Below are 24,291 nucleotides of genomic sequence, written 5' to 3'. Positions count from 1 at the left end.
ATCGGCGTCCTGAAACTAAGCTTAGTGCTTGGGGGCTATGTATCGTCGGTGGTTGGACGGTCTAAAATGGACGGATCGTCGAGAAGAAGTGGTGTACCAGGAGTATTTGCATCATTTAGACGAAATTGAGGGACGTCTCAAACGTCTTGAGGCAGCTATACATTTGGAAGCAACGGAAAGCGAGAGAGCTCCAGTGATTCAGGCTTTGCAAACACTGAAGGGTGTTGCAGAGGTCATCGCAACCTCTTTGGTCGCTGAGGTTGGGGAGTTTCGTCGTTTCCGGAATCCAAAGCAGTTAATGGCATATGCCGGACTGGTACCATCCGAGTATTCGAGCGGGGTATCTCGAAATCAGGGTAGAATCACGAAGTCTGGGAACGCCCATCTCAGACGAGTTCTCGGTGAAGCTGCATGGTGTTACCGATACAAACCGGCCATTAAAGGAAAGATTCGAAAACGGCAAGAGGGACAGAGTCCCAAGGTACAGGACATTGCTTGGCGAGCACAAGACAGACTTCATCGAAAGTATATGAAGATGGTATCACGAGGAAGCATCACAATGTAGCCGTCACTTCAGTAGCTAGAGAATTGCTGGGATTTATATGGGCCATCGCATGCGAGGCAGAGCGTCAGATGGAAACATCGACTGCAGTGTAACTTTTGTGGGATAGAACTGTAATAAAGAACGATTGTAGTTAGGGTTGAAGGTCGCGACTGAAGGCACAGGAATCCGGTACGGGGAAACCTCGTTCCCCGATTGTGCAAGGTCCAGAACCTGACGCACGAAGCTAGTCCGAGGCAGTCCCATGACGGAGGTACGAATGTGGTAACCAACCCACGGATATCAGTGTGCCAACCGTCGACGAACCTTGCCTTCGGTCCGGGTTTTCAACCCCATCACGACACGGGGCTTGACGGTGTCGTTCATATCAAAGGGGGCTTATGCGACAGAAGGGATTAGTTCCTTTATTGGTATTGAAGGGCAGACATATCTGAGGCTTAAGGAGGGGGAGTTGCACCTCCACGACTGGTGGGGTCAGGAATATACGCCAGAGTCTGTTCCGCATCGAGGTCGTTAGACCAGTAACCCTTGTGTTCAAACAGTTCTTCACTAGCACTGAGAAGATTCTGGAGTTTGTCGATGAGTCCACGAATATCATATGTACGGAATGTATCATTGATCGCATTTTGTTCTTCGGTGACAGTATCAATCCAGATTTGTATACCACCGTACCAACGAACATTCGCTCGAATAAACCCATCCGAATCTCTTAATTCAGCCGCGACGGTGTTTCCATCTTTATCTCGTGTGTGCCTTCGTTGAACAATCCACATTTATTTGACCTCCGCTTCACCAACTCCAAATCTCTGTAAGTATTTGTAGTTCAGCACCGTGGCATACCTTTTGGTGATGTCTTGTGTCGTTAACGGGGTGTGACTTGAAAGAAGACGGTAATCATGTGGTGAAAACCCACCCGCTCAGAACTGCAAGCGCGAACCTACCGTGACAGGGGATGGTGGCAACGCCATTCTGTGAAGCTCACGGGACAATGTAGCCGCGAACTGAGAGAGTGAACTCGGTCCGGAGCTAGGTTAGAAGTGCATGGTGAACACCAGTGACCCCCATATAAACCGCGTCACGACAAACAAGCGAAACACTCTGACACGCTTGAGCCAAAAGGCACATAGCCGGAATTAGTGCTCCCGATTCACTAATTTGCAGTTCCAAAGGCTATCGCGGGAGTCGGGGCACCTAAACATTTCAAAAGAGGGTTACCGTAGAAACAAGGTAAGCCCCACGGGGTCTGTCAAATCTCTGACAGTAAGCGGAACGTGAGCGAAGCCGAACTCCCCAGACCTGCGGTGAAATGTCAAGGGTGAAAGTAATTGATTTATGTAAACTTATTCCTGAAAGAGAGCATACGATCCCTTGACGGTTGAATTCCATTTTCAACCACCTGGATTATAGAATATCAGTTAAAGTTTGGCGTTTGCGGACGCCGACTAAGATACCACCTTCCTTGCGTTATAGATTTGGCCTTTGCTCAGCAGTACAAAGACCAGACGCACAAATTTACGGGCTGAGAGCACAAGTCCTCGCTTGTGATGGTGCTTCGTGGCTTCACGATACTTCCTACGGCAAAATTCAGCGTACTCCTTGTTGTGTACCCGCAACGAGTTCGCTGCTTCGATGAGATAATATCGCAAATAATAATTGCCAGCCTTCGTCAATTTGGTCTCGTCGGCCCGAAAACTGCTAGATTGGTGCACAGACCAGGTGAGGCCTGCGAATTTTGCGAGAGCAGCTTGATTGTTAAAGCGCGATATGTCACCAATTTCAGCCACAATGCCAGCCGTGATGACAGGACCGATTCCAGGTATGGTATCCAATGTCTGTGGTATAGCGGCTAGGTGACGAGCAATGACCTTGTCGAGTTCCTTAAGTTGCTTCTCAAGGAACTGAATGTTGCCGAGCATCATGGACAGGGTGACGTCAATGGCATCTTCCATGTGCGGATTCAGCCGATATGAGCGCCTGGCCAACTTTCGGAGCTCCTGAGCAAGTTCATTCGGATTCCGCAAACGGTTATTGCTGCGTTCCGCAATAAACTGGGCGAGATCTTCAATTGGCTGTTCAGCAATCTCGTCCGGCGCAAGCTCAGAGAGCACGGAGGTAGCTGCCTTTCCAAATGTGTCGCTGAACGGGTTTTGTTTTCCGTCTGCCATCGATGCGAACTTCATGAAGATGATTCCGAGTGCACGATTCTTTTCCCGCGTGATGTCTTGGACCAAGTGATAACGGAAGCGCGTGAGCCGTTGCAGAGCAGCATAGCGCGGATCCTGTGGTGGCGTGGGTCTCAACCCACCGAAACGCAGCCGATCAGCAATTACCCAGGCGTCAACAGCGTCCGTCTTAGGTAGCTTGGTGTATGCCCTCTTGAACCCGTCGACCAAGGACGGATTCAGCACGTAGACCTCCATCTCCAACGACTGCAATTCATCGTTTTGTACCAGGTACTCATGTAGATGCCACCAGTACAGATTGGTCGCTTCCATACCGATTTTCAGTTGCTTGGCACCTGCGGACCGAGCGACGTCCAGAAGATTGTCCACGAAGCGCTCAGCCCCAACAAGGTCATTGCTGAACTTGGAGGATCCAGAGATTTGCTTTCCCTGATCGTTTACTGTACAGACGACGAAATTGTTTAGACCAAGATCAACACCGACATACAAGCAAATGCTCATGATGAGGTTTCACCTCCTTGATTGGTAGGGTGGGGAGTTAAGCCCTTGGGGTATCCCTGAGTCGCGAACCCATCTCTCACCCTCGCTTTATTAGAACTCACCAGTTACTCCTGGGTACACCCTTGAGCTGCTGACATCAAGGAGGAACAACTGGGGTACAGCCTGCGAGTCAAAGATCATAGATTGGCGTCGGGGAAACAGTCTGGGGAAGAAGTCCACCGGGAGGTGGCAAAGTTATGCGTGCATGGATGGACGCTCAAAAGGCTGACTCCACTGAGCAAACATTGTCTGAACAGACGAACTGGCAGGAAATCGAACGCCACGTACTCAGGTTACAGAGACAACTGGTTAACGCAGTCGAACATGGGAATCGAAAAGTTGTTCGCCACTTGAAGTGGCTTATCCGCACGAGCTACCACACAAAGCTTCTAGCCATTCGGCACCTAACACAAGAGAACCGTGGAAGACGTACAGCCGGTGTTGACGGAAAAACCTATACAACTGCAAAACAAAGACAGGAACTAAACGGGCTAATCAATATCAGAAGAAAACCGCTTCCGGTGCGACGCGTGTACATCCAAAAGAAAAACGGAAAGATGCGACCTTTAGGTATCCCTTCTATTCACGACAGGGTGTGCCAAGCCATTCACAAAATGGCTATGGAACCCGAATGGGACATACAATTCGAGCCGAACATGCACGGGTTTCGCCCGAATCGTTCAACTTGGGACGCCATTAGTCAGGTGTTTCTGGCGCTATGTCAATCTAGTTCTAGTCAATGGATTATCGAAGGGGACATCAAGGGATATTTCGATAACGTAGACCATGAAAAACTCCTTAACAAACTCGCATCCGAAGACCGCGTGTTCGTGAGGAGAATCCTAAAGGCTCCCATCATTGACCCCGAGAACGGACATATGCGCCCAGTACAAAGGGAGCACCGCAAGGCGGTATTTAATCTCCGCTTCTAGCGAATATTGCTCTGCATGGAATAGAAACAGGGCTGCGGGAAGCGTTCCGGAAGAAGTTTGGATTCGCCGAAAACACTCCGGCTTTAACATCATCACTTATGCGGATGACTTCATTGTCACGTGTAAGACAAAGGAACAAGCGGAACAGTTCATTCCGGTTATCGCCGAGTGGCTCGCTGAACACGTCGGAGTGGAACTCAGTCTCGAAAAGACGCACGTAACACCTATCGACGACGGGTTCGACTTTTTGGGGTTTAATGTTCGTAAATACAGAGGGACGCTCTTAATTAAGCCTTCCAAAGACAGCAAACTGTCAGTGCTGCGGAAAGTAAAGGAGATCCTCAACTCTAACAAATCGACCACTGTCTCAACGATCATCCGGCTACTCAACCCAGTCATTAAAGGGTGGAGCAACTATTACAGCACACAGGTGAGCAAGAAGGTCTTCTCCTACTGCGATCATAAAATCTGTGAAATGCTCTGGCATTGGGCAAAAAGAAGACATCCGAAGAAGGCATCTCAGTGGGGGTATCAGAAATACTTTGTCAGACGTCACAAAAGCTGGCTCTTCGGAAACGACAAGCAAACTCTCGCCCTGATGTCGGAATTACGTATCATCCGGCATACGAAGATACAGGGAAAACGCTCACCATATCGCCCGAGTGACGCTGAATACTTTGAAACCAGACGGATGCAACTCACTCTCAAACGGCTGAATGACTTTCAGAAGAAAGTGGTACTAAAGACCAACGGCAAATGTATTCTGTGCGGATGCGCCATATCCGCAGAACACTTCCGTCGATGGCGTATAAACGGAGAAAACAACATCTCTTTCAACCAAATTATACCTGAGCACGAAGAAACAATCGACACGGCTGAAAACGTGTTTGTAACTCATCGATGGTGCTACGACAAGCATAGCGCCTCGAATGATTACCGTTCAGACAACTGTAGGATGGCTTGAGCCGTGTGACCCGAAAGGGTCACGCACGGTTCTGAGAGGGCGAGGGCACCGCAAGGTACCTGAGCTACCCGACCAGTTGCGTATGATGAGGTCAACCAATTCGCTTGTCGGATCAGTTGACCTCTTTGGTTGTAAGAGGGGTATTTGCAGTTACCGGGTCGAACGTCGGGGCAGGTGGATCTTAGAATCCTTGCGCTAAAAAAGTTCGTCTATCTTTTGTAAACAACACGAGGAGGTCAGCAATGTGAAATCATACAGTAAATGGATAACGCCATTCATGGTATTCACTCTGGTGGGCGTTCTTGCTGGATGTGGCACAAACAATGACAATGGAGCATCGTTTGGAATGAATGGGACAAATACGACCAATACAATTAGTACAACAGATGCTAATAATACAATTGCATCACCTTCAAATACAGCGGTTACAAACAACACAGCTATGATTACAACGAATGCATCGACCCCTGTAACCAACACAACCGGAACCAAGGCGACGAATACTCAGTCTCCCGCATTGGCCTCCGTATCAATTCCATTGGCTGCAACAACAGCTCAGCCAACTATCAACATGAAGATTCCAGCAAACTGGACGAAAAGTAGAGTTGGGGCAGGCGATACCACTGGATATGCATGGGCAAACCCTGAAAACGCACAAGAACAAATTCTCGTAATGATCTCCGGTAACTTGGGCGCAGTGAAAAACTCAAAAGGTCAGTGGGACGTAACGGGTATTTTTGGAGCGGGGAAATCTGGCATAACATGGAGCAGTGTTTCATCGAATAAGCAAGATGGACAGTTCATAGATAGCACAAACTTCATTCCGTTAGTCACCGATCACACAACAAATTATACGGGCTATGGAAAAGCAATCATAGCTATGAAGCCCACGCCACAGACTGTCGCAGTGGAGATTTGGGGACCACAGAACATTGCGAATGCAGTTTTACCCACTGTTCATCTGCAACCAAAACAGCGTTGGTACAATAAGTAGACCCCAGATGTGTCTTCAATAGGAAGGGCCCGTGAGCAATAGGCATGGTTAGGGGTGGGGGGAGACATCTCGGAGAAGTGTTCCACTTCAAGCATCATGGCGATATACAGCACGGGGCTATACATGCCATGATACTTCGGTTACGAGACAGAGTTTTGGCTTGTTGATGCCAACACTCATGCCGCAAAACACACTTGATTTGCTGTCCTCCAAGGTGTCTCATTCTCCACAGTGTAAAGGGATTCGCCAGTGATATCTTCGTCTAGTATCTCCACAGGTGGGACCGATTCGAATGCCCCGGCGCGGATTTTCTCCTCGTTCGAACCAGCTAAGGATTTCCCCGGTTGCGCAAGAGAACGGCTTCTTCCACATCCGCCTTGCGGGCGGTATGCCGGCCGTCGAGCGCCGCGATGGTGCGCGCGATGCCAAGCGTCTGTTGGCTCACGCGCTCGGAGAGGAGCAGACGCTCTTTGAGTCGCGTGATGAGAGCCTCGGCGGGTGCCTCCAACCACGATGCCGCAGGCGAGCTGGGAGGTTGCGTGTGCACCCCGAGAATTCCGCGCGCGGTTTCGATGCGCCTGCGCAGTTCTTTGGCAGACGGAGTTCTGCTTTGCGATGTGGCTTTGTAGTCCTCGCGGTTTAAATAGGCGACGAGCGGAATACGATCCAACAGTGGCCCGGAACACCTCGCCCAGTAACGCCTTACATCGCTTTCCAAGCATCGGCAATCGCCGTATCCGCGCTGTACACACGGGCACGGGTTGGCCGTGGCCACCAGCAGGAAATTGGCGGGCAAGGTCGCGGTGCGGCCCGCCCGGGAGAGGTGGACGGCGCGGTTCACCAAAGGTTCTCGGAGCGCGTCCAGCGTCGCGCGCTGAAACTCGAACAGTTCATCGAGTAACAGGACGCCTTCGTGGGCGAGGGTGACTTCGCCTGGATGCGGTGGATTGCCGCCGCCAATCATACCGGCGACTGTCAGGCTGTGATGGGGGGCACGAAGTGGGGGACGGCGCGTCAACAGAGGCGGTCCATCGGCCGCCTCGGCTGCAGCGTAAGCGGCCAAGGCGGCGTGATGGTCCAGATCTGGGAGCAGGTGGACCAGATGCGTTGCCAGCATGGTCTTGCCAATGCCCGGAGGGCCGATCATCAACAGCGGATGGCGCCCGGCGGCGGCAATGGATAACAGGCGCTTTTCCTCGCCCCTGCCGATTATCCTGTCGAACGCCCCAAGCATCGAGTCGTCTTCCAGGGAAGTGGAGGTGGTCGCATGGGCCTGTGCGGCGCATGTGATGGTGTGGTGACCATCTCGCACCGCAGCAATGACGTCGCTGAGTCGCGAGCAGTGGACGGTCGGTAAAAACTGTGCCAGTTCGAGTGGCGTCTTTTGGCTTTTCGCGAGGAACAGCGCCCCCAAGTGGTCGCCCGCGAGGCGAAGTGCGAGTCCGACGGCATTCTCCACTGGGGCGAGGTCACCGGACAGTCGAAGTTCCGCGAGGAATGCAAGTGACCCGTCGTCGGCCGGGAGGATGCACGCAGCGCGAAGGATGGCGACGGCGATAGCGAGATCTAACGTCGAGCCGCGCTTGCGAAAGCTGGCCGGCGTCAGGTTGACGGTGATTCGCCCCTGCGGGAACGGCAATCCGCTGTTTCGAAAGGCGGAGCGGATTCGCAACCGGGACTCCGTGACGGCCGAATCGGGCAGGCCCACGATGGAGAAGCGCGGGAACCCGCTGTTGACGTCTGCCTCGACCCGAACGATTTCAGGGAGAAGACCTGTGTGAATGGCGGCTATGGACGTACCGAGCATCGGCGTTACTCCTCTCAACCGTTTACCGCTAGATATAGCAATAATCACCGCTCTAGGCCATAATGTAGAGAAGAATTACGCTTCTCCTGTGGATTGAGATACCGTACGAAAGCGTTCACAGGGCTTTCTTTGAACACCACCAAATGGATGAACTCGGGAGGGGAGTCTTGTGGAGAGTCCGCGTAAGCGTTCAAACCGCAATGACGCGCAGCATCGGCGTGGACAGGTCGTTGACCTGAGGGCTTATCGGAACCGCCGCGGCAGGAGCGGCAAAGCAGTTCCAGTGAGGCAACAGCGTTCGACTTTACCGTGGAATCGACATGCGTACATACGCGTGCTTTGTTACGCCATGATGGTGGCGACGGCGGTGCTGGCGCTACTCGGTCTCATCCTGACCTCCTGGCGGACGCAGTCGTTGATTTGGGCGATGTTTCTCGGCACGGTCGGACTCGGGTGCGGCCTGTGGTTGAATGCCCTGAGAGATCGGCAGGCGATGCGGTTGCTGAGCCTCCTTTCGGCGGCGTTCGCGCTCGCGTACCTGTGTGCGCTGCTTCGGCTTGTAAGCTAAAGTGTTTGTCTGCTTTATCCATTTAAGAAAAGTTGTAAATACGCATCAGGTGTTCTATGCTGATGAGGGACAATACAGCGGACGACTCGTGATTCGTCCAGTTTTTTTGTCTGCTGTAATTGAGGGTGCAAAGGAGGACATGGCACGTGAACATCCATGAGTATCAGGCGAAAGCCGTCCTGGCCCAGTTTGGCGTGCAAGTTCCGCAAGGCAAAGTGGCGTTCAGCGTAGAAGAAGCTGTCGCAGCTGGCAAGGAACTTGGCGGCAAGGCGGTCGTGAAGGCACAGATTCATGCAGGTGGCCGCGGTAAGGCTGGCGGTGTGAAGTTGGCGAGGTCGATAGAAGAGGTTGAGCAGCACGCTAGCGAGTTGCTTGGCAAGACGCTCGTGACACACCAAACAGGTCCCGAGGGCAAAGTTGTTAAGCGGTTGCTTATTGAGCAATTGACCGACATTAAAAAGGAATATTACATAGGTCTTGTGTTGGACCGTGCGCAAGGTCGCATCGTGATGATGGCTTCCCAAGAGGGTGGCGTCGAGATCGAAGAAGTGGCTGCAACGCATCCCGAAAAGATTTTCCGCGAGACGGTTGACCCCGCAGTAGGTTTGAATCCCTTCCAGGCACGCAACCTCGCCTTCAAGTTGGAACTCCCGAAAGAGGCGGTCAACAAGGCGGTTAAGTTCATGATGGCCCTCTACGAGGCATTTGTCGCGAAAGACTGCTCGATTGCGGAAATCAACCCGCTAGTGTTGACGGCTGACAACGACGTGTTGGCGCTTGATGCGAAGTTGAACTTCGACGACAACGCGCTGTTCCGGCACAAAGATATCGTCGAGCTGCGCGACAAGGACGAAGAAGACCCGAAGGAAATTGAAGCGTCGCAGTACGACCTCAGCTACATCGCGCTCGACGGAAACATCGGCTGCATGGTGAACGGTGCTGGGCTCGCGATGGCGACGATGGATACCATCAAGTATTACGGTGGCGCTCCGGCAAACTTCCTCGACGTCGGCGGCGGTGCGAACGAAGAAAAAGTGACGGCCGCATTTAAAATTATCTTGTCTGACGAAAACGTCAAAGGCATTCTCGTCAACATCTTCGGCGGCATCATGAAGTGTGACGTGATCGCAAATGGCGTCGTCAATGCCGCACGTCAATTGGGCCTGACGAAGCCGCTCGTCGTGCGTCTTGAAGGTACGAACGTGCAACAGGGCAAGGACATTTTGAATCAGTCTGGCCTCAACATCGTCGCTGCAGACTCCTTGGCTGACGCAGCGCAAAAGATCGTCGGGCTTGTGTGAGGAGGGAATACCGTGAGTATCTTAGTGAATAAGGACACGAAGGTTATTACACAGGGCATCACTGGATCGACAGGGCTGTTCCATACCAAGCAAGCCTTGGAATATGGTACCCAAATGGTCGGCGGCGTCACACCTGGTAAAGGCGGTACGACCGTTGAAGGCCTGCCAGTGTTCAACACCGTTGCTGAAGCAGTGGCTGCTACGGGCGCAAACGCATCCGTGATTTACGTTCCACCCGCATTCGCTGCAGATTCCATCATGGAAGCAGTCGATGCCGAACTCGATCTCGTCATTTGCATCACCGAAGGCATTCCGGTCCTCGACATGGTGAAGGTAAAGCGTTACATGGAAGGCCGTCACACCCGTCTCATCGGGCCAAACTGCCCGGGTGTGATCACGCCAGGCGAGTGCAAAATCGGCATCATGCCAGGATATATTCACCGCCCAGGCAAAGTGGGCGTCGTCTCCCGCAGCGGTACTTTGACGTACGAAGCGGTGTACCAGCTGACAGTGCGCGGCATCGGTCAGTCGACTGCGGTTGGTATCGGTGGCGACCCTGTTAAGGGCACCGAGTTTATCGAAGTGCTGAAGATGTTTAACGAAGATCCGGATACGGAAGCGGTCATCATGATCGGCGAAATTGGCGGCACGGCTGAAGAAGAAGCGGCTGAGTGGGTTAAGGCAAACATGACGAAGCCGGTTGCAGGCTTTATCGCAGGCGCGACAGCACCTCCGGGACGTCGGATGGGACATGCTGGTGCTATCGTCTCCGGTGGCGCGGGCACGGCTGAGTCGAAGATCAAGAAGATGGAAGAGTGTGGGATTCGAGTGGCACCGACGCCATCTGAAATGGGATCGACGTTGTACGCTGTCATCGAAGAGCGCGGCTTGCTGGAAAAATGCAAGACGCACGAAGCGACCATCTAAGTTTCGGGAAGCAGGGGAAGGCACCTCTTTGAATCGGGAGCGATTCAAAGAGGTGTTTTTTCGTGCTTGGCCGGCGCCTCCTTTGAGAAAAATTACTGTGAATAGCATGGATGGGAGTGAGTTTATCCTGTGTGCTATCGATTGGTGAATTGGGCTCGCGCACAATGGGTTTATCAATCTTAGGCGGGTGGATGACAACATATGGACGAACGCGAACGGACTCTTCGGGTATACTGGGCGTTATGCCCTGGGCTTGAACCCTCGACCTATCGCAAGTTATTTGCCTATTTTGGCAGCGCACAGGCCCTGTCTGAAGCCCCAGAAGAAGCGTGGGCAGCGGCATTGAAGATACGTCCGCAAACAATTCATCGAATGAGTGCGTGGAGGGGCCGTGCCGACCGCGTCGCGAACCGTTGTGAGTCGCAGCTCGCGGAATCTGCTGGCACCATCTGTGTGGTCCAAGGAGATGACGCGTATCCACCTCGACTCTTAGATTTGTTTGATCCACCAATCGTCCTGTTCGCACGAGGTAACGCCGACTACCTTGCTGTTGACCATGGTGTTGCCGTGGTCGGGACCAGGCGCTCCTCAAGTTACGGACTGTATGCGACTAAGTGGATATGTACTAGTCTTGCACGAGCGGGCGTCCCGGTATACTCTGGTATGGCCCTTGGTATCGACCAGTGTGCGCACGAAGCGGTCTTGAGTGAGCATGGCGCAGGTATCGCCATATTGGGGTGTGGAGTTGAAGTCTGTTATCCGCCTAGTAATGAGCCGCTATACCGTCATCTCTTACAAGATGGACTCGTGCTTAGCGAGTACCACCCGCAAAGTCCAGCCGCAAAGCACCGATTCCCGGAACGTAACCGTCTCATCGCTGCCTTATCTAGTGCGACAGTCGTAGTGCAGGCGGGAGAAAAATCAGGCGCTTTGCGCACTGCGGAATTTGCCTTGGACATAGGACGCGATGTGTACGTCGTGCCAGGCCCAATTACGTCCAAGTCATTTCGTGGCTCTCATCAACTTCTTGTAGATGGAGCTACTCCCCTATTCGATCCCGCCGTACTTGCGGAACAATTCGGCAGTCCACCGCAACCTGTGCAGAGCCATCGCAATGCCGCTGCTGTTATGAGCAAGGTTCCAGACCACCTGCTTGACCTCGCAAGTTTACTTGTGGAAGAGGGGCCCCTTCGTCCTGGAGAAATTGCGCTAATGATTGCTGCTCCACCGGGTCATATTCACGCGAAGTTACTAGAAATGGAATTGGAACGCCTGGTCCATCGGCTTCCGGACGGGCGATATCAATACGCTGCGACGGATCACATGCAGTATTGACTGTAACGGTAGTCTTTCTTCATTCTACGACGACACACAATTAGGATGGTTTCATGATTTCAAGGTTTCGCAATTTTTGGGAGTAGAGGAGGTAGGGTGGTATTAAGACAAGTAGGGTGACACAGCCCACCGTTTTGCCGTTCTGTAAGATCAAGAAACAACCAGAGGTACACGTGGGACTTGTGGCCCCATACAAACTTGATACGATTATTCTATTCGTGCCATTTTTTTAATAAAAAACGTCTATTTTACGGATAGAAGAAACGTCGTTAAAATGAAATCGAATAAGAAATGTGGTGAAATCTTGGATGATTTGGAGAACACCGCAACCTTTCTCTCGGTCGCTTCTACGCTCAGTTTTGTGAAGACAGCGCACGCCATGAACTTGCGGCAACCGTCCGTTACAGCGCGAATTAAGCGGTTGGAAGAGCGACTTGGCGTTACACTGTTTATTCGAAACAAAAATCATCGAATTCACTTGACACAGGAAGGGAGGGAGTTCCTGCCCTACGCAAGGCAGATGATACAACTGATGCAAGAAGCTGAGAATAAGGTACGGAGCATTAAGAAAAAGGCTGAAGGCAAGATCCGGATTGGTGCTACACCGACTTGGTCTGTGAATGTACTCCCAAAGATTTTAGGAACGGTTCGCAGTGGGAATCCGGAAGTGGAGTTCCATGTCGTTCACGGCAACACCAAAGCCATCCGCGATATGGTTCTCGGCAATGAAATAGACGTTGGACTAATTGCATCAGATGTGTCACACCAACAGATTCAACAGGATTGTGCCCACGTGACACCTTGGGTATTGGTTTGCAGCCCTCAACATCGGTTGGCCGAGTGTGAAGAAATTGAGATACAAGAAATATTGCGAGAACCGTTGGTCACGTACGAACAGTCAACAGACGGCTGGCGAGGAATTCAGCGAATTTTCTCAAGCTACCACGCTATTCCGAACGTGGTTGCGGAATTGAACCAACTGGAAGCTGCTAAGGTGATGGTAATCGAGTCATCCTTTGTCAGTCTGCTACCGTTTATAGGTGTTCAGCGAGAATTAAAAGAAGGGTCATTGGTCGCGGTGCGGGTTCGGCAACTGTCAGAGATTCAGACGGTTATGTCGATCATTTATCTAAAGTCTAAGGCTTCTTATTTATTGATAGAAGTGATGCGCAAAGATGTGTCTGAATATTTCGACGAGTGGCATCCATACAGCATACGAACCTTATGATGGAGGTCGGTTTTGGTGCTTTCAAAGGAAGATAACGCGCTCATTACTCAAGTTGGTCCAGGAACCGCAATGGGGGCCGTGATGAGGGAATACTGGTTGCCAATCCTACTCTCTTGCGAACTACAAGAAAAGGATGGGCGCCCATTACGGGTCAGAGTGTTGGGGGAAGATCTGGTTGCCTTTCGGGACAGCAACGGGACTATCGGGTTACTGGAAGAGCACTGTCCTCACAGGGGTGCCTCCCTGTACTTTGGACGGAACGAGGAATGTGGCCTGCGCTGTGTCTATCACGGTTGGAAGTATGATGTAAACGGAAACATTACAGATATGCCCAATGAGCCTCCGCAGAGTACGTTCAAGGACAGACTCAAAGCAATCGCTTATCCGTGTGTGGAGCGCAATGGTACGGTCTGGGCGTATTTAGGAAGCAAGTGTGCGGAACAACGCCCGTCGTTGCCGGATCTTGAATGGAACCTTGTTCCCCAGTCTCGCTGCTATATCAGTAAACGGTATCAGGAATGTAATTGGGTGCAAGCGTATGAGGGTGGTATTGATTCGAGCCATGTTTCGTTCTTGCACAGTCGTCTAAATTCCACAGATTTTACGGGAAGCCCGAGAGAACAAGGTATGAAATATATGGCGGGAGACAAGTTCCCACACTACGAAACGTTAGAAACCCCATATGGCATGATGGTTGGCGCTAGGAGAAGTGCTGAGCCTGGCTTCCATTACTGGCGCATCACACAATGCTTAATGCCATTCTATACGATTCTCCCATCCTATGGCGCAGACAGTCCGGTCAGTGGCCACGCATGGGTGCCCATTGACGACCACACAACGATGGTGTGGACCATTACATGGCACCCGACACGCGACTTAACAGAGGAAGAACTGGATGATATGCGCTATTGGTCCCCCGACCGCGTTGGAACGAGTGAGGGAAACGGACGCCACCTACCACTTGATATGTATATACAGGAAACATCAAATCCTGGAAGTAGATGGAAACCGAAACTCAATAAGGGAAATGACTACTTGATTGACTGGGAAGCCCAAGCGACCAAAGCATTCTCTGGAATCCCAACGATTTCAATGCAGGACCAAGCCGTACAGGAATCCATGGGTCCCATCTATGATCGACGAAAGGAGCATCTTGGAACCGCCGATATGGCCATCATTCGGATGCGTCAGTTGTGGTTGAAAGCCGCAAAAGGTTTACGCGACCGCCAAGTGGTTCCGGTGGGACTTTACGCGCCGCAGTCGTATCACATACGTTCAGCATCGATTCGTTTACCTGACGGTATTGATTGGGCAAGCGAAGCAACGCAAGTCACATCGGCCAATCAGGATGAGGTTCATTTTATTTGATGGGGAGAGGGTTTCATGGAACGAGAAGTTCGAGCTGCAGTGATGACCGGGAGTGGCGAGACGGAAATTCAGCATCTTCATCTTCCGGATATTGGATTGGAAGATGGCTTGTTGAAGATAGAGGCCGCAGGGGTTTGTGGCAGTGACGTCAGACATTATCGAGCGCAAATTACGGAACCCAGAATTTTGGGACATGAAAACCTTGGCCGTGTAGTCGCGTTGGGGTCAATCGCGAGGGATCGGTGGGGCGTTTCCGAGGGCGACCGCGTGTTGCTGGAAGAGTATTTGCCCTGCGGCCACTGTTATGCATGCAGAACTGGAAACTTTCGTTCGTGCTGGGCAACTGATTCGTTGCTCTCGCCGACAGCGATACGCTTTGGATCGACCCCTCTTCAAATTGGCCCGGGTTTGTGGGGCGGGTATGCCGAATATTTGTACCTGCATCCCCGGACTGTATTTCATCATGTAGATGAACGGATACCTGCGATAGAAGCTGTTCTTGCGCTACCGATTTCAAACGGAATCGAGTGGGTTTGTCGTGAGGGCCAATTGCAACCGGGACAGACTATCGTGATCCTGGGTCCTGGTCAGCAAGGTTTGGGGTGTGTCCTCGCAGCGAGGCTGGCAGGTGCGAAAACCATCATCGTCGTCGGGTTGGAACGGGACGCAAAGCGCTTGGAAGTGGCGAAAGAACTCGGGGCGGATGTCGTATTTCACGGAGTAGACAGAGATCTCATTGAACTGGTTTATGAGTTGACACGCGGTGAAGGGGCAGACATGGTGGTGGACACTGCTCGTGGCAGCGATGAGACGGTTGGACTGGCCGTAAAACTGCTTAAAAAGCACGGACAGCTCATACTGCCAACTGGAGCGCCAGAGGGATTGACGCAGTTTCCGGTGTCACTCTTGGCGAAACGGTGTCTGACACTGCGGGGTGTGCGTGGACACAGCTACGCGGCAGTCGAATTGGCACTGGACCTGATCGGGTCGCGTAAGTACCAAGTTGGAAAAATGTCGACACATCATTTTCCGATTGAGAAGGTCGATCACGCTATCCGGCTTACAGCCGGTGAGTTTCCTGAGCAAGCGGTACATGTAACCATTTTGCCAGACTTAGCACTTCCCGATTTGGAACAAGGAAGTGTCAGGACATGACGCTAAGGGAATACCTTTCCATACCGTTTATCCTGTCCGCCGAATCCGTAATTCGTAAGGGAGACTGGGTACGTATTGTATCCTATCCTGAACTACCTGGGTGCCAGGTGGAGGGGGCTGCAACGGTTCTTCTAATTGACGAACTAGATATAAAACGGACTGAATATATCTTCACGACACTTCGTGCAGGTAAAACGCCGCCAGTACCACGTCCAGCCTTGCCTTATATGGACGTGGAAGGGTTGCTGGAACGCCTGGGGTTGAAACACATTATCCCGTTCCTAGACAAGGTGGATGCAGTTTTACCAACTTCTGTCGAATGAGCTGGTGTAATTGAAAACGTTTTCGAAAGATGATGAAGAGCTCAGAGAAGGAATTTCAATATTACAAATCACGCTTTGCTTCCTTGGAAGCATTTGTGGAGGGGACCATATGATTCGTTATAAAAAGCTTGGTTATGTGGCTTTGAATGTTCGGGACGTCGAACGGTCTGCATTTTTTTATCGGGACATGGTCGGATTCACGCTGGTCGATGAGGCAACGCCGGAACGTGCATATTTAACCTGCAGCGACGAACACCACTGCATTGTGCTTTATTCATCGGATCAGCCCGGCCTTAAGCGGATAGCGATGGAATTGGAAGACATCGTCCAGTATGAGGTGTCCTGGAATCATCTATCCGAAAATGGCTACTCGCTTGTTGAGGTCAGCAAGGAGGAGTGGTATTAAGTCAATAGAATGGACACCCCAAAACAGAGAAATTATAAGTTTTAATATTCTGATATGATGCCTGTTATCGTTCAGCTTGCTGCAGCTCTTATAGCGTGGAAATATCTTCTTTCGAATTCAACCGGTGTTAGAAAACCGATTGATGAGTGAACTCGTTCCCGGTTATACCAGACCTCGATGTATTCGAAGATCCGCCGGATTGCCTGTTCCCTCGTTTTGAACTTTTCCAGATAGACGAGCTCTCGCTTGATAATGCTGTGAAACGACTCGATGCACGCATTATCAAAACAGTTACCTTTGCGACTCATGCTACCGACCATCTTGTATTCTCGCAGCTTGTCCTGATAGTCATGAGAGGCATATTGGCTCCCACGATCCGAATGATGCAGCACGGTTTCTGTTGGGTCTTGGCGTTCGTATGCCTGCTCCAGTGCCCTGATGCACAGCTCTTTCGTCATCCGTGCTCCCGCACGCCAGCCTACAATCTTACGGCTATAAAGGTCCATTAGGCTAGCCAGGTAGACCCATCCTTCGTCCGTTGGGATGTAGGTGATGTCTGCCATGTACACCTGGTTGGGTCGCTCTGCTACAAACGTTTGATTCAGTACATTCTCCTGTACCGGATAATCGTGGTTCGAATACGTGGTCGCCTTGTACTTGCGAACGGTACGGCTCCTCAGTTGATTCTCTCGCATGATTTTGGCCACGGTCTTCTGCGCCACACGCTCGCCTTCCTGGCGCAGGATCTGCGTGATTTTAGGACTGCCATAAAGACGACGGGATTTCACGAATATCTGATGAATCCGCTTCGTTATTCGCTTCCGACGTTTGGCTCGCTTACTCTCAGGTCGTTCACGCCAGGCATAATACCCGCTCCGAGATACACCCAACACTTTGCACATCTTCTCAACCGAAAATTTGGAGCGGTGTCTGTGGATGAATTTATACCTTACTTCCGGTCGTTGGTGAAGATGCACATAGCTTTTTTTAGGATTGCATTCTCCTCTCGAAGATCGCGTAGCTCTCGCTCTAAGTCACGAATTGTCTGAGCTTCTGACCTGAGGTTCCCACTCCCAACAAACGGGGCGGACGGATCCTCCTTATATTTCGACATCCAGCCATACAACGTCTTTTGTGATACGCCTAGCTCCCGAGCTACTTGGCTCGTCGTTTTCCCACTCTCCAAAGCCAATTGCACTGCATGAAGTTTGAATTCCTTGTCGTACTTCTGTGTCATGTGGCTCACCTCGAATCGCCTTATTCTTACATTCCCGATTCGTTGTGTCCACTATTACAACCTAGCACCAGAGTGCGCTGAGTTACGAATTGGCAAGGCATTTCGGTTTGCGGACCCGAACGGCGTAGTATTTGAGTTCTACTGCGGAATGCAGCATCGCCCATTCCGGAAACAAAAGCATCCTGTCAACGTGAGCAGGTTAGGGCACGTGATTCTGAATGTGCCCAATCTTGAGCAGCACTACTCGTTCTATACTGACGTACTAAACTTTAAAGCTTCAGATCAGCGGTACAACCAACAGGGTGAACTGTCTTTTGCGTGGATGCGCTGTTTCCCAAGTCCTTATCACCATTCGTTTGGCTTTGCAACAGGCGAGTCATTACGGTTACAGCACCTAGCGTTCATGGTGACTGATATCAATGACATTGGCATCGGGTACAATCGATTACTTCGTGAAGCGGTTCCTGTGGTTTGTGGTCCGGGTCGCCATTACGCATCTGGCAGCATCTTTGTCTATTTCCTTGATCCGGATGAACTAACGATTGAGTACACCCTTGGCATGGAGGAGTTCCCGGAAACTGGTGCGAGGCCGCCGCGGATGCTCGATGGTGCACCGGAAACGAGTGACATGTGGAGAAGCCATCGGGATCCCCGTATGGGGAAGGTTGGAAGCGTGGAGGTTTGGGGACAGACCAACTCTGTCGGTATAGAGCGGAGGTGAAGAAGATGGGGAATCCCGTGATCCGAATCGGATGCACGCAGTATCTGCACACAGAAGCGATGTTGTTAGGAACCCTCACTTTGGATGAGTTTGACTTGCATCCAGAGCGGGCAAAATCCATTGACGAATGCACACTGAAGACGCTGGGAGGCGAGTATGACGTCGGTGAATGTTCTTTGGCGACGTTCCTAAAGATATCAGAAGCCCGAACGGACTTGAAGGCGCTACCGGTATTTTCAAGAAAATTTCTTCATCACTATCAATTCTGTCGCGTGGACTCCAGTATTCAAAATCCGGGGGATTTGGCAGGAAAAAAGGTAGCCATTCCGCAGTTTTGGATCACGGCGGGCATATGGCACCGATGGCTACTGGAGAATTACTACAAAATTGACGCGGGACTCATCACGTGGTGTCCGTTGCAACTGGACCGCATCGAAGGTGTGCCTTATCCGAAACGTTATCAGATCGACTGGGGATATGTAGGGGAATCCGCGCCTCGGCTCCTGCGCAACAGGGAAGTGGACTGTTTCATCTACGCACGGAAACTGGATGATAGCCGAGGGATTCGAACTGTACATCCAGACCCAATGGCGGAAACAATGAACTTCTATCACGACCTCCAAGTGATACCCATTACACACGTGTTTGTCATAAAGGCGGAGTTACTTAAGACATACCCTTCCCTCGCGGGCGCTCTCATTAAATTGTTTGAGGCATCTCGGTGCCTTGGGCTGAAAGATGTAGGTAATTCTGTGAGTATGTATCTACCGTTCGCAGACTTGCACATGCAGACGACAGAAGAGCTGCTCGATGTGGATTGGAATAGCTATGGTTGGTCGAAAAACGAATATGTACTTGAAACGTTGTACAACGCAGCATGTGATCAGGGCTTCATCAGTGGTGAACGCAGCCTGGAAGACCGTTTTGTAACATTGGGCTGAGAATTGTACTGACTCACTTGTCCCTATTCTGGGTCGAGACGGTGGAGGGGTAAACGTGTCGAATGGAAATGTAAATGTGTCGAAGTTGATCGACGATAGTCCATTCACGCTATTTCAAACAGTCACGATTATTGTTGGCTTTTTACTGCTGGCATTAGACGGCTATGATGCTCAAATCATCTCGTTCGTTGCACCAGCCATTGAAAAGGTTTGGCATACGTCACCCGCTTCACTTGCTCCAATTTTCTCATCAAGCCTCGTTGGTTTGGCGATCGGAGCCCTGATTTCGGGACCTGTCGCAGACAGGATTGGGCGAAAGTCAACGGTTCTAATTTCGGTGTTTGTTTTTGGCGTTTTGTCGCTGTTGACCGCCACTGCAACAAATTTGACTGGATTGCTGATTTTACGATTCTTGACCGGGTTCGGTCTCGGTGGGTGCATGGGGACTGTCACTGCATTGATGGCAGAGTATGCACCGCAGCGTATCCGAAAAACAGTGCTCAGCATTATGTGGACTGGGTTCCCGGTCGGAGCAACCGTGGGTGGAATTATTTCCACGCAAATTATTCCAGATTTGGGGTGGGAGTCGGTATTCTATCTTGGTGGAATCGCCCCCATTGTTGTGGGCCTGATTGCAATTTTTGGACTGCCAGAGTCGATTCGTTTTATTGTCGTTCGTGGGCGCAACAAAGCCAGAATCGTTTTACCGTTAAACCGCATCGCTGGCGCGGGGACGGTAACTGCTCAGGATGAGTTCTATGTGCCTGAGCCGAACCTGAAAGGATTTCCAGTCAAGTACCTCTTCACGGAAGGACGCGCGCGCAACACAATTCTTGTGTGGATTGTATTCTTCATGACGCTACTGCTGATTTACTTCTTGACGAACTGGATGCCAACTCTATTAAAGGGTGTAGGATTCCCAATGTCAAAAGCACTCATTGCGGCCTCTATGTTGCAGGGGGGCGGCATTGTCGGTACCATCGTGCTCGGATCCATGAGTGATCGACAAAATCCCAAGGTTATTCTGGGTACTTCTTCCATAGTGGCTGCCATCCTGCTGGTGGTACTTGGTTACATGCATACGGTCGTGGCATTGATAGTGGTAATGTTCTTTGCTGGTTTCTTCATCATCGGTGTTCAGTCTAATATGAACGCTATCGCCGCGACTGTGTATCCAACTAGTGTGCGTTCAACCGGATCGAGCTGGGCATTGGGCTTTGGTCGGATTGGCTCGATCGTTGGCCCTCTCATTGGTGGCTTGTTGGTATCACTGAAATGGAGCCTGTCCAGTATCTTTATGGTTGGCGCAATCGTCGCGCTCATCGCTGCCATTAGCCTTGGTCTGCTCAACCGAAAGCAGATAGACTCGAGAGCCTACTATGGTGAGCAATCCCATGTCGCAGAGTAAAGTAACAAAGCGGCTCTTTTGTTATCGGAATATATGGTTATAAAACGACGAATGTAAGCCGAATCTTGGTATGGTTAGCCACGATTGCCGTGCAATCATCGTCCGCGAAGACGGGGCGTTGAGGGTCTTAAAAACCAATAGTGTGACCGAAAGTGAACCTCATACAAACCGCGTTATTCAAGACAAGCGAAACACTCTGACTTGCTTAATGATCATTTAATCCGAAATCTCGTAGCACAAGCCGAATGGCGTGACCTGTTATGAACCAATTATCCGTTCAAGAGACGAGTCAACGGGTCACACTCGAAAGAGTATGCGAGAAGCCGCAGACCGCGTCTATGGGTATGGCATCCCGTGGTGGATGTATTGGCGTTCGCTATTGTATATCTTTGACCCCTACGATTGATGTCGAAGGGGTAGTTTTTTTTATGCTGTCACCTCATAGACACCGCGTTAAATCAACGTCGAACTATCCACATAGCCCTGTAGTCACTGTTGCGGTCTGTCACGTGCGTACGATAATGTTAGCCAACCATCGAAGGCCAATCCTGTGTTCTCAGTGTTGCATGTCACCGGCAATCGACTTGACCGTTAGAGCACTACAGTTCCGTCGACGTTGGAGATATCGTTTCTATAAACCGGCGTGCCGGTGTTGAGAGGACTCGATAACGCAACCATATGACAGCGGCAGTGGACTCCAATGACGGTTCAACGATTTCCCGAAATCGTAGACGAGTGCTAGTACGAAGACTGACCGCTGATTTTGGTACAATCGTGATCCCAACGCCAGCCTCCGCTAGAGTCAACAGTGTCATAATGTCGGCGCTCTCGCAGAGCACACGTGGTTCAAAACCGGCTAACTGACAAGCTTCCACGGTCTGTTCATATATGGATGTTCCTTGTTGTCGGCGCAAGAGCATTAGTGGCAAATCTGCCAGATCAGAAAGACGAATGGGACTGTCACTCTCTCCCTGGTTCCAGTTATGGCTGACAGCAGCCACTAAAGGTTCAGTCGGTAGGCGTATCATGTCGTATAGTTTTGTGTCGTCAATAGGCAATCGTACAATCCCTACTTCAATGGTTCTTCTTTCTAAGAGTTGCGTGATTTGATGTGTGTTACCTTCCCACAACTGAAAGTGGACCATGGGATAGCGCTGATGAAAAGCACGGATCCGTTCTGGCAAGAGTGTGGAACCAGTTGTTGCTACTGTACCAATAGATAATGTTCCACGAATTCCCGACTCATGTTCTACAATTTCAGAAACTGTTGCCTCCATCAAACCTACAATTTGTTCCGCACGACGTTGCAGCGTACGCCCTGCTTCCGTCAGTTTTAGTTTGCGCCCCAACCTTTCAACGAGCTGAACACCCAGTTCCTGTTCCAATAGCTTTAATTGGTGACTAAGCGGAGGTTGGGCCATATGTAGACGCTGTGCTGCCCGTGTGATTTGTTCTTCCTCTGCGATGGCCAAAAAGTATCGAAGTTGTCTCACATCCATATAGCAAGATGACCTCCCTATGATTTAAACTATATCAATTTAGTATGCCATGTAAACATTATAGGTATTTCAAATATGGATTGCACATTGGTATGATCAGTCGGGGAAAACAATAAAGGCACAACTCCCCGGAAAATGAAAGTGTGCCTAATTGGAATGGGGTTTTATGGATGGCAACATTAATACATGCTCATGATCGGCGCTGGTATGTGCTGTTGACTGTTGGGATTGGGACATTTTTGTCGTCCTTGAATACCAGTATCACGAACACAGTGTTACCTGTGATGCAACAGGCATTACATCTAACATTGAGTCAATCTGAATGGGTCGTACTAATTTATCTCCTTGTCTTGACGTTGTTTTTGCTCCCTGTGGGAAGGTTATCTGATGTATGGGGACATCGACGCATTTTCTTGTTTGGCTTTGCTCTTTTCACATGTGCAGCTGTAGTGTCCGGATTGTCAAGGAACTATATATATCTTTCATGTGGGAGGGCATTACTCGCCCTGGCTGGATCGATGATTTTGTCGGTCGGTCCTGCACTAATTACGAGCACATTTTCGTCAGTACAACGCGGACGGGTTCTTGGTATTCAGGCTATTATGACCTACATTGGACTGTCACTCGGTCCTGCCCTCGGAGGTTGGCTGACCCAATTATGGGGGTGGCCTATCATATTTTTCATCACTGTCCCGTTTAGCTTGATAGGCCTCGTTCTCGGGATTTGGGCAATACCAAGAATTGTTCCGGAACACCAAGGACGTCTGGACCTCAAGGGATTTTTCTTCTTCATCATCGGTATGACGGCAGTTACTTTGCTCTTGAATTCAAACGCCATCACGCAAAACCGAACATTAATTATCATGTTTTTGCTGATTTGCTTTGCAATCTCAACCTGGGCGTTTATTCAGGTTGAGCGCAAGAAGACAGAACCAATGATTGACTTAGGGCTATTTCGCATACGCAACTTTCGGGTTGGAGCATTAGGAGCAGCATTGAACTATTTGTGCTTCTTCTTAACATTGTTCCTTCTCCCGTTCTACTTTGATCACGTTCTGGAGCTTTCAGCGTCGGCTACTGGAGCGTACTTAACTATCACACCATTGATCATGACGGTTTGCGCTCCAATTGCTGGTGCGCTATCAGATCGTATAGGACCACGTCTTCTAACTACATCGGGAATGATTTTCAGTACATTAGGTCTGGTTTTATTCGGGATTATGGTCAAGTTCTCATCAGAAGCAGGAGTACATTGGGCACTTGTTATTGGGCTCGTTCTAGCAGGACTCGGAACAGGAACATTTGCTGCTCCAAACAATTCGGCAATTTTGGGGGCGGCTCCACGCCCTAAACAGGGTGTGGCCTCCGGAACATTGGCCACATTCCGATATATCGGTATGATGGCAGGGATTACAATCGGAGGATCACTATTCGACTTGTTGCTCGGTTACTTTACGGACAAAGACTTAGGGATTACGTCATCTTTCCTTGAATCCTTTTCATTGGTAATGTGGGTCGGAGCTCTGTTTGGAGTCGTGGGAATCATTTGTACGCTTTCAATGACTAAGGTCACTCGGAGGTAACTACACCATAGTGATGCAGAGTATGCGTAACCATTCTCACACCTAAATAATAATTTAAGGGATTAGGACCGAGCCCATGCCAATTTCAACCGTGCGTCGGGCAGTGAAGAGAGGAAAGATTAAGATGAATCGACATTGGGAGATCGAATCCATCTGCCCTAAGTGCGAAAATGTAAATAAAGTCAGCATTCCAGAAGGAGAACTTGTCGTAAGAATTTATTGTGAGCATTGCACTCATGGACATGAATACACTCATGTTGTTCGAGAGCATATAGAAAGTGTAGACGAAGACAACTAGCATACAAAAGA

General features: G+C 50.5%; 22 protein-coding genes. 17 read left to right on the top strand and 5 right to left on the bottom strand.

What is annotated here, in order from left to right; translation table 11 throughout:
* The first annotated feature begins 37 nt into the window (after window positions 1-37).
* Window positions 38-565: a transposase gene (locus NZD89_RS18030; RefSeq protein ID WP_268004161.1), complete on the top strand. Its 528-nt coding sequence runs from the start codon at window positions 38-40 to the stop codon at window positions 563-565.
* A gap of 434 nt (window positions 566-999) precedes the next feature.
* Here NZD89_RS18030 and NZD89_RS18025 read toward each other — a convergent pair whose 3' ends face one another.
* Both NZD89_RS18025 and NZD89_RS18020 read right to left on the bottom strand, forming a co-directional pair.
* Window positions 1,000-1,335 (bottom strand): hypothetical protein, encoded by a 336-nt coding sequence (locus NZD89_RS18025; protein ID WP_268004160.1) that lies wholly within the window; start codon window positions 1,333-1,335, stop codon window positions 1,000-1,002.
* Between the two features lie 669 nt (window positions 1,336-2,004).
* Entirely contained in the window at window positions 2,005-3,246 is a 1,242-nt protein-coding gene (locus NZD89_RS18020; protein ID WP_268004159.1) for an IS110 family RNA-guided transposase, read from the bottom strand.
* Between the two features lie 236 nt (window positions 3,247-3,482).
* On the opposite strand from NZD89_RS18020, the gene NZD89_RS18015 reads away from it, so the two are divergent.
* The 3 genes from NZD89_RS18015 (at window position 3,483) to NZD89_RS18005 (ending at window position 6,175) form a co-directional block, all read left to right on the top strand.
* The gene (locus NZD89_RS18015) at window positions 3,483-4,217 is read left to right on the top strand and encodes a reverse transcriptase N-terminal domain-containing protein (RefSeq protein WP_268004158.1); all 735 of its coding nucleotides are present in this window, start codon (window positions 3,483-3,485) and stop codon (window positions 4,215-4,217) included.
* Entirely contained in the window at window positions 4,144-5,181 is a 1,038-nt protein-coding gene (locus NZD89_RS18010; RefSeq protein ID WP_268004157.1) for a group II intron maturase-specific domain-containing protein, read from the top strand. Before NZD89_RS18015 ends, NZD89_RS18010 begins: the two co-directional genes overlap by 74 nt.
* A 244-nt stretch (window positions 5,182-5,425) precedes the next feature.
* Window positions 5,426-6,175, top strand: coding sequence for a hypothetical protein (locus NZD89_RS18005; RefSeq protein ID WP_268004156.1), 750 nt, complete (start codon window positions 5,426-5,428; stop codon window positions 6,173-6,175).
* Window positions 6,176-6,503: 328 nt separating this feature from the next.
* On the opposite strand, the gene NZD89_RS18000 is transcribed toward NZD89_RS18005, so the two are convergent.
* On the bottom strand, window positions 6,504-8,000 hold the full coding sequence (locus NZD89_RS18000; protein ID WP_268004155.1) for a YifB family Mg chelatase-like AAA ATPase: 1,497 nt from the start codon (window positions 7,998-8,000) through the stop codon (window positions 6,504-6,506).
* A 151-nt stretch (window positions 8,001-8,151) separates the two neighbouring features.
* Between NZD89_RS18000 and NZD89_RS17995 the strand changes: the two genes are divergently transcribed.
* From NZD89_RS17995 to NZD89_RS17955, 9 genes are all read left to right on the top strand, one after another.
* The gene (locus NZD89_RS17995; RefSeq protein WP_268004154.1) at window positions 8,152-8,550 is read left to right on the top strand and encodes a hypothetical protein; all 399 of its coding nucleotides are present in this window, start codon (window positions 8,152-8,154) and stop codon (window positions 8,548-8,550) included.
* Window positions 8,551-8,696: 146 nt separating this feature from the next.
* On the top strand, window positions 8,697-9,851 hold the full coding sequence (gene sucC, locus NZD89_RS17990; RefSeq protein WP_268004153.1) for an ADP-forming succinate--CoA ligase subunit beta: 1,155 nt from the start codon (window positions 8,697-8,699) through the stop codon (window positions 9,849-9,851).
* A 12-nt stretch (window positions 9,852-9,863) separates the two neighbouring features.
* A complete protein-coding gene (sucD, locus tag NZD89_RS17985; RefSeq protein WP_268004152.1) occupies window positions 9,864-10,778 on the top strand; it encodes a succinate--CoA ligase subunit alpha in 915 nt (304 codons plus the stop codon).
* Window positions 10,779-10,979: 201 nt separating this feature from the next.
* Window positions 10,980-12,113, top strand: coding sequence for a DNA-processing protein DprA (dprA, locus tag NZD89_RS17980; protein WP_268004151.1), 1,134 nt, complete (start codon window positions 10,980-10,982; stop codon window positions 12,111-12,113).
* Window positions 12,114-12,417: 304 nt separating this feature from the next.
* Window positions 12,418-13,341, top strand: coding sequence for a LysR family transcriptional regulator (locus NZD89_RS17975; RefSeq protein WP_268004150.1), 924 nt, complete (start codon window positions 12,418-12,420; stop codon window positions 13,339-13,341).
* Between the two features lie 15 nt (window positions 13,342-13,356).
* Entirely contained in the window at window positions 13,357-14,709 is a 1,353-nt protein-coding gene (locus NZD89_RS17970; RefSeq protein WP_268004149.1) for a Rieske 2Fe-2S domain-containing protein, read from the top strand.
* Between the two features lie 15 nt (window positions 14,710-14,724).
* A complete protein-coding gene (locus NZD89_RS17965) occupies window positions 14,725-15,864 on the top strand; it encodes a zinc-dependent alcohol dehydrogenase (RefSeq protein ID WP_268004148.1) in 1,140 nt (379 codons plus the stop codon).
* Window positions 15,861-16,187, top strand: a complete 327-nt coding sequence (locus tag NZD89_RS17960) for a hypothetical protein (protein WP_268004147.1) — start codon at window positions 15,861-15,863, stop codon at window positions 16,185-16,187. The genes NZD89_RS17965 and NZD89_RS17960 overlap by 4 nt, the downstream gene beginning before the upstream one ends.
* 109 nt (window positions 16,188-16,296) lie before the next feature.
* The gene (locus NZD89_RS17955; protein WP_268004146.1) at window positions 16,297-16,593 is read left to right on the top strand and encodes a VOC family protein; all 297 of its coding nucleotides are present in this window, start codon (window positions 16,297-16,299) and stop codon (window positions 16,591-16,593) included.
* 71 nt (window positions 16,594-16,664) lie between these two features.
* Here the strand turns inward: NZD89_RS17955 and NZD89_RS17950 are convergent.
* Window positions 16,665-17,830, bottom strand: a protein-coding gene (locus NZD89_RS17950) for an IS3 family transposase (protein ID WP_268004145.1) whose coding sequence is annotated in 2 segments (ribosomal slippage) — window positions 16,665-17,569 and window positions 17,569-17,830 — 1,167 coding nt in all. Because the reading frame shifts where the segments join, the coding sequence is not laid out codon by codon here.
* 208 nt (window positions 17,831-18,038) lie between these two features.
* Here NZD89_RS17950 and NZD89_RS17945 point away from each other — a divergent pair.
* Genes NZD89_RS17945 through NZD89_RS17935 form a run of 3 tightly spaced genes read left to right on the top strand, consistent with a single transcriptional unit; the run spans window position 18,039 to window position 20,900 of the window.
* Window positions 18,039-18,551, top strand: coding sequence for a VOC family protein (locus NZD89_RS17945; RefSeq protein ID WP_268004144.1), 513 nt, complete (start codon window positions 18,039-18,041; stop codon window positions 18,549-18,551).
* A gap of 5 nt (window positions 18,552-18,556) precedes the next feature.
* Window positions 18,557-19,492, top strand: a complete 936-nt coding sequence (locus NZD89_RS17940) for a substrate-binding domain-containing protein (RefSeq protein ID WP_268004143.1) — start codon at window positions 18,557-18,559, stop codon at window positions 19,490-19,492.
* A 55-nt stretch (window positions 19,493-19,547) separates the two neighbouring features.
* Entirely contained in the window at window positions 19,548-20,900 is a 1,353-nt protein-coding gene (locus NZD89_RS17935) for an MFS transporter (protein WP_268004142.1), read from the top strand.
* Window positions 20,901-21,499: 599 nt separating this feature from the next.
* On the opposite strand, the gene NZD89_RS17930 is transcribed toward NZD89_RS17935, so the two are convergent.
* Complete coding sequence (locus NZD89_RS17930; protein ID WP_268004141.1) at window positions 21,500-22,399, bottom strand: LysR family transcriptional regulator; 900 nt, start codon at window positions 22,397-22,399, stop codon at window positions 21,500-21,502.
* Window positions 22,400-22,569: 170 nt separating this feature from the next.
* Between NZD89_RS17930 and NZD89_RS17925 the strand changes: the two genes are divergently transcribed.
* Entirely contained in the window at window positions 22,570-23,982 is a 1,413-nt protein-coding gene (locus NZD89_RS17925; protein ID WP_268004140.1) for an MFS transporter, read from the top strand.
* Window positions 23,983-24,291 lie beyond the last annotated feature (309 nt).

The sequence above is a fragment of the Alicyclobacillus fastidiosus genome (assembly GCF_026651875.1).
Classification (GTDB): Bacteria; Bacillota; Bacilli; order Alicyclobacillales; family Alicyclobacillaceae; genus Alicyclobacillus; species Alicyclobacillus fastidiosus.
The sequence above is the reverse complement of the archived record's forward strand: the minus strand, read 5'-3'. Positions and strand labels throughout refer to the sequence as shown.

Excerpts from the sequence above, each read along its gene's own strand:
- dprA (WP_268004151.1), top strand. The coding sequence starts at position 10,980 with ATGGACGAACGCGAACGGACTCTTCGGGTATACTGGGCGTTATGCCCT.
- NZD89_RS17955 (WP_268004146.1), top strand. The coding sequence starts at position 16,297 with ATGATTCGTTATAAAAAGCTTGGTTATGTGGCTTTGAATGTTCGGGAC.
- NZD89_RS18025 (WP_268004160.1), bottom strand. The coding sequence starts at position 1,335 with ATGTGGATTGTTCAACGAAGGCACACACGAGATAAAGATGGAAACACC.
- NZD89_RS17940 (WP_268004143.1), top strand. The coding sequence starts at position 18,557 with ATGGGGAATCCCGTGATCCGAATCGGATGCACGCAGTATCTGCACACA.
- NZD89_RS18020 (WP_268004159.1), bottom strand. The coding sequence starts at position 3,246 with ATGAGCATTTGCTTGTATGTCGGTGTTGATCTTGGTCTAAACAATTTC.
- NZD89_RS17925 (WP_268004140.1), top strand. The coding sequence starts at position 22,570 with ATGGCAACATTAATACATGCTCATGATCGGCGCTGGTATGTGCTGTTG.
- NZD89_RS17960 (WP_268004147.1), top strand. The coding sequence starts at position 15,861 with ATGACGCTAAGGGAATACCTTTCCATACCGTTTATCCTGTCCGCCGAA.
- NZD89_RS18015 (WP_268004158.1), top strand. The coding sequence starts at position 3,483 with ATGCGTGCATGGATGGACGCTCAAAAGGCTGACTCCACTGAGCAAACA.
- NZD89_RS18030 (WP_268004161.1), top strand. The coding sequence starts at position 38 with ATGTATCGTCGGTGGTTGGACGGTCTAAAATGGACGGATCGTCGAGAA.
- NZD89_RS17965 (WP_268004148.1), top strand. The coding sequence starts at position 14,725 with ATGGAACGAGAAGTTCGAGCTGCAGTGATGACCGGGAGTGGCGAGACG.
- NZD89_RS17930 (WP_268004141.1), bottom strand. The coding sequence starts at position 22,399 with ATGGATGTGAGACAACTTCGATACTTTTTGGCCATCGCAGAGGAAGAA.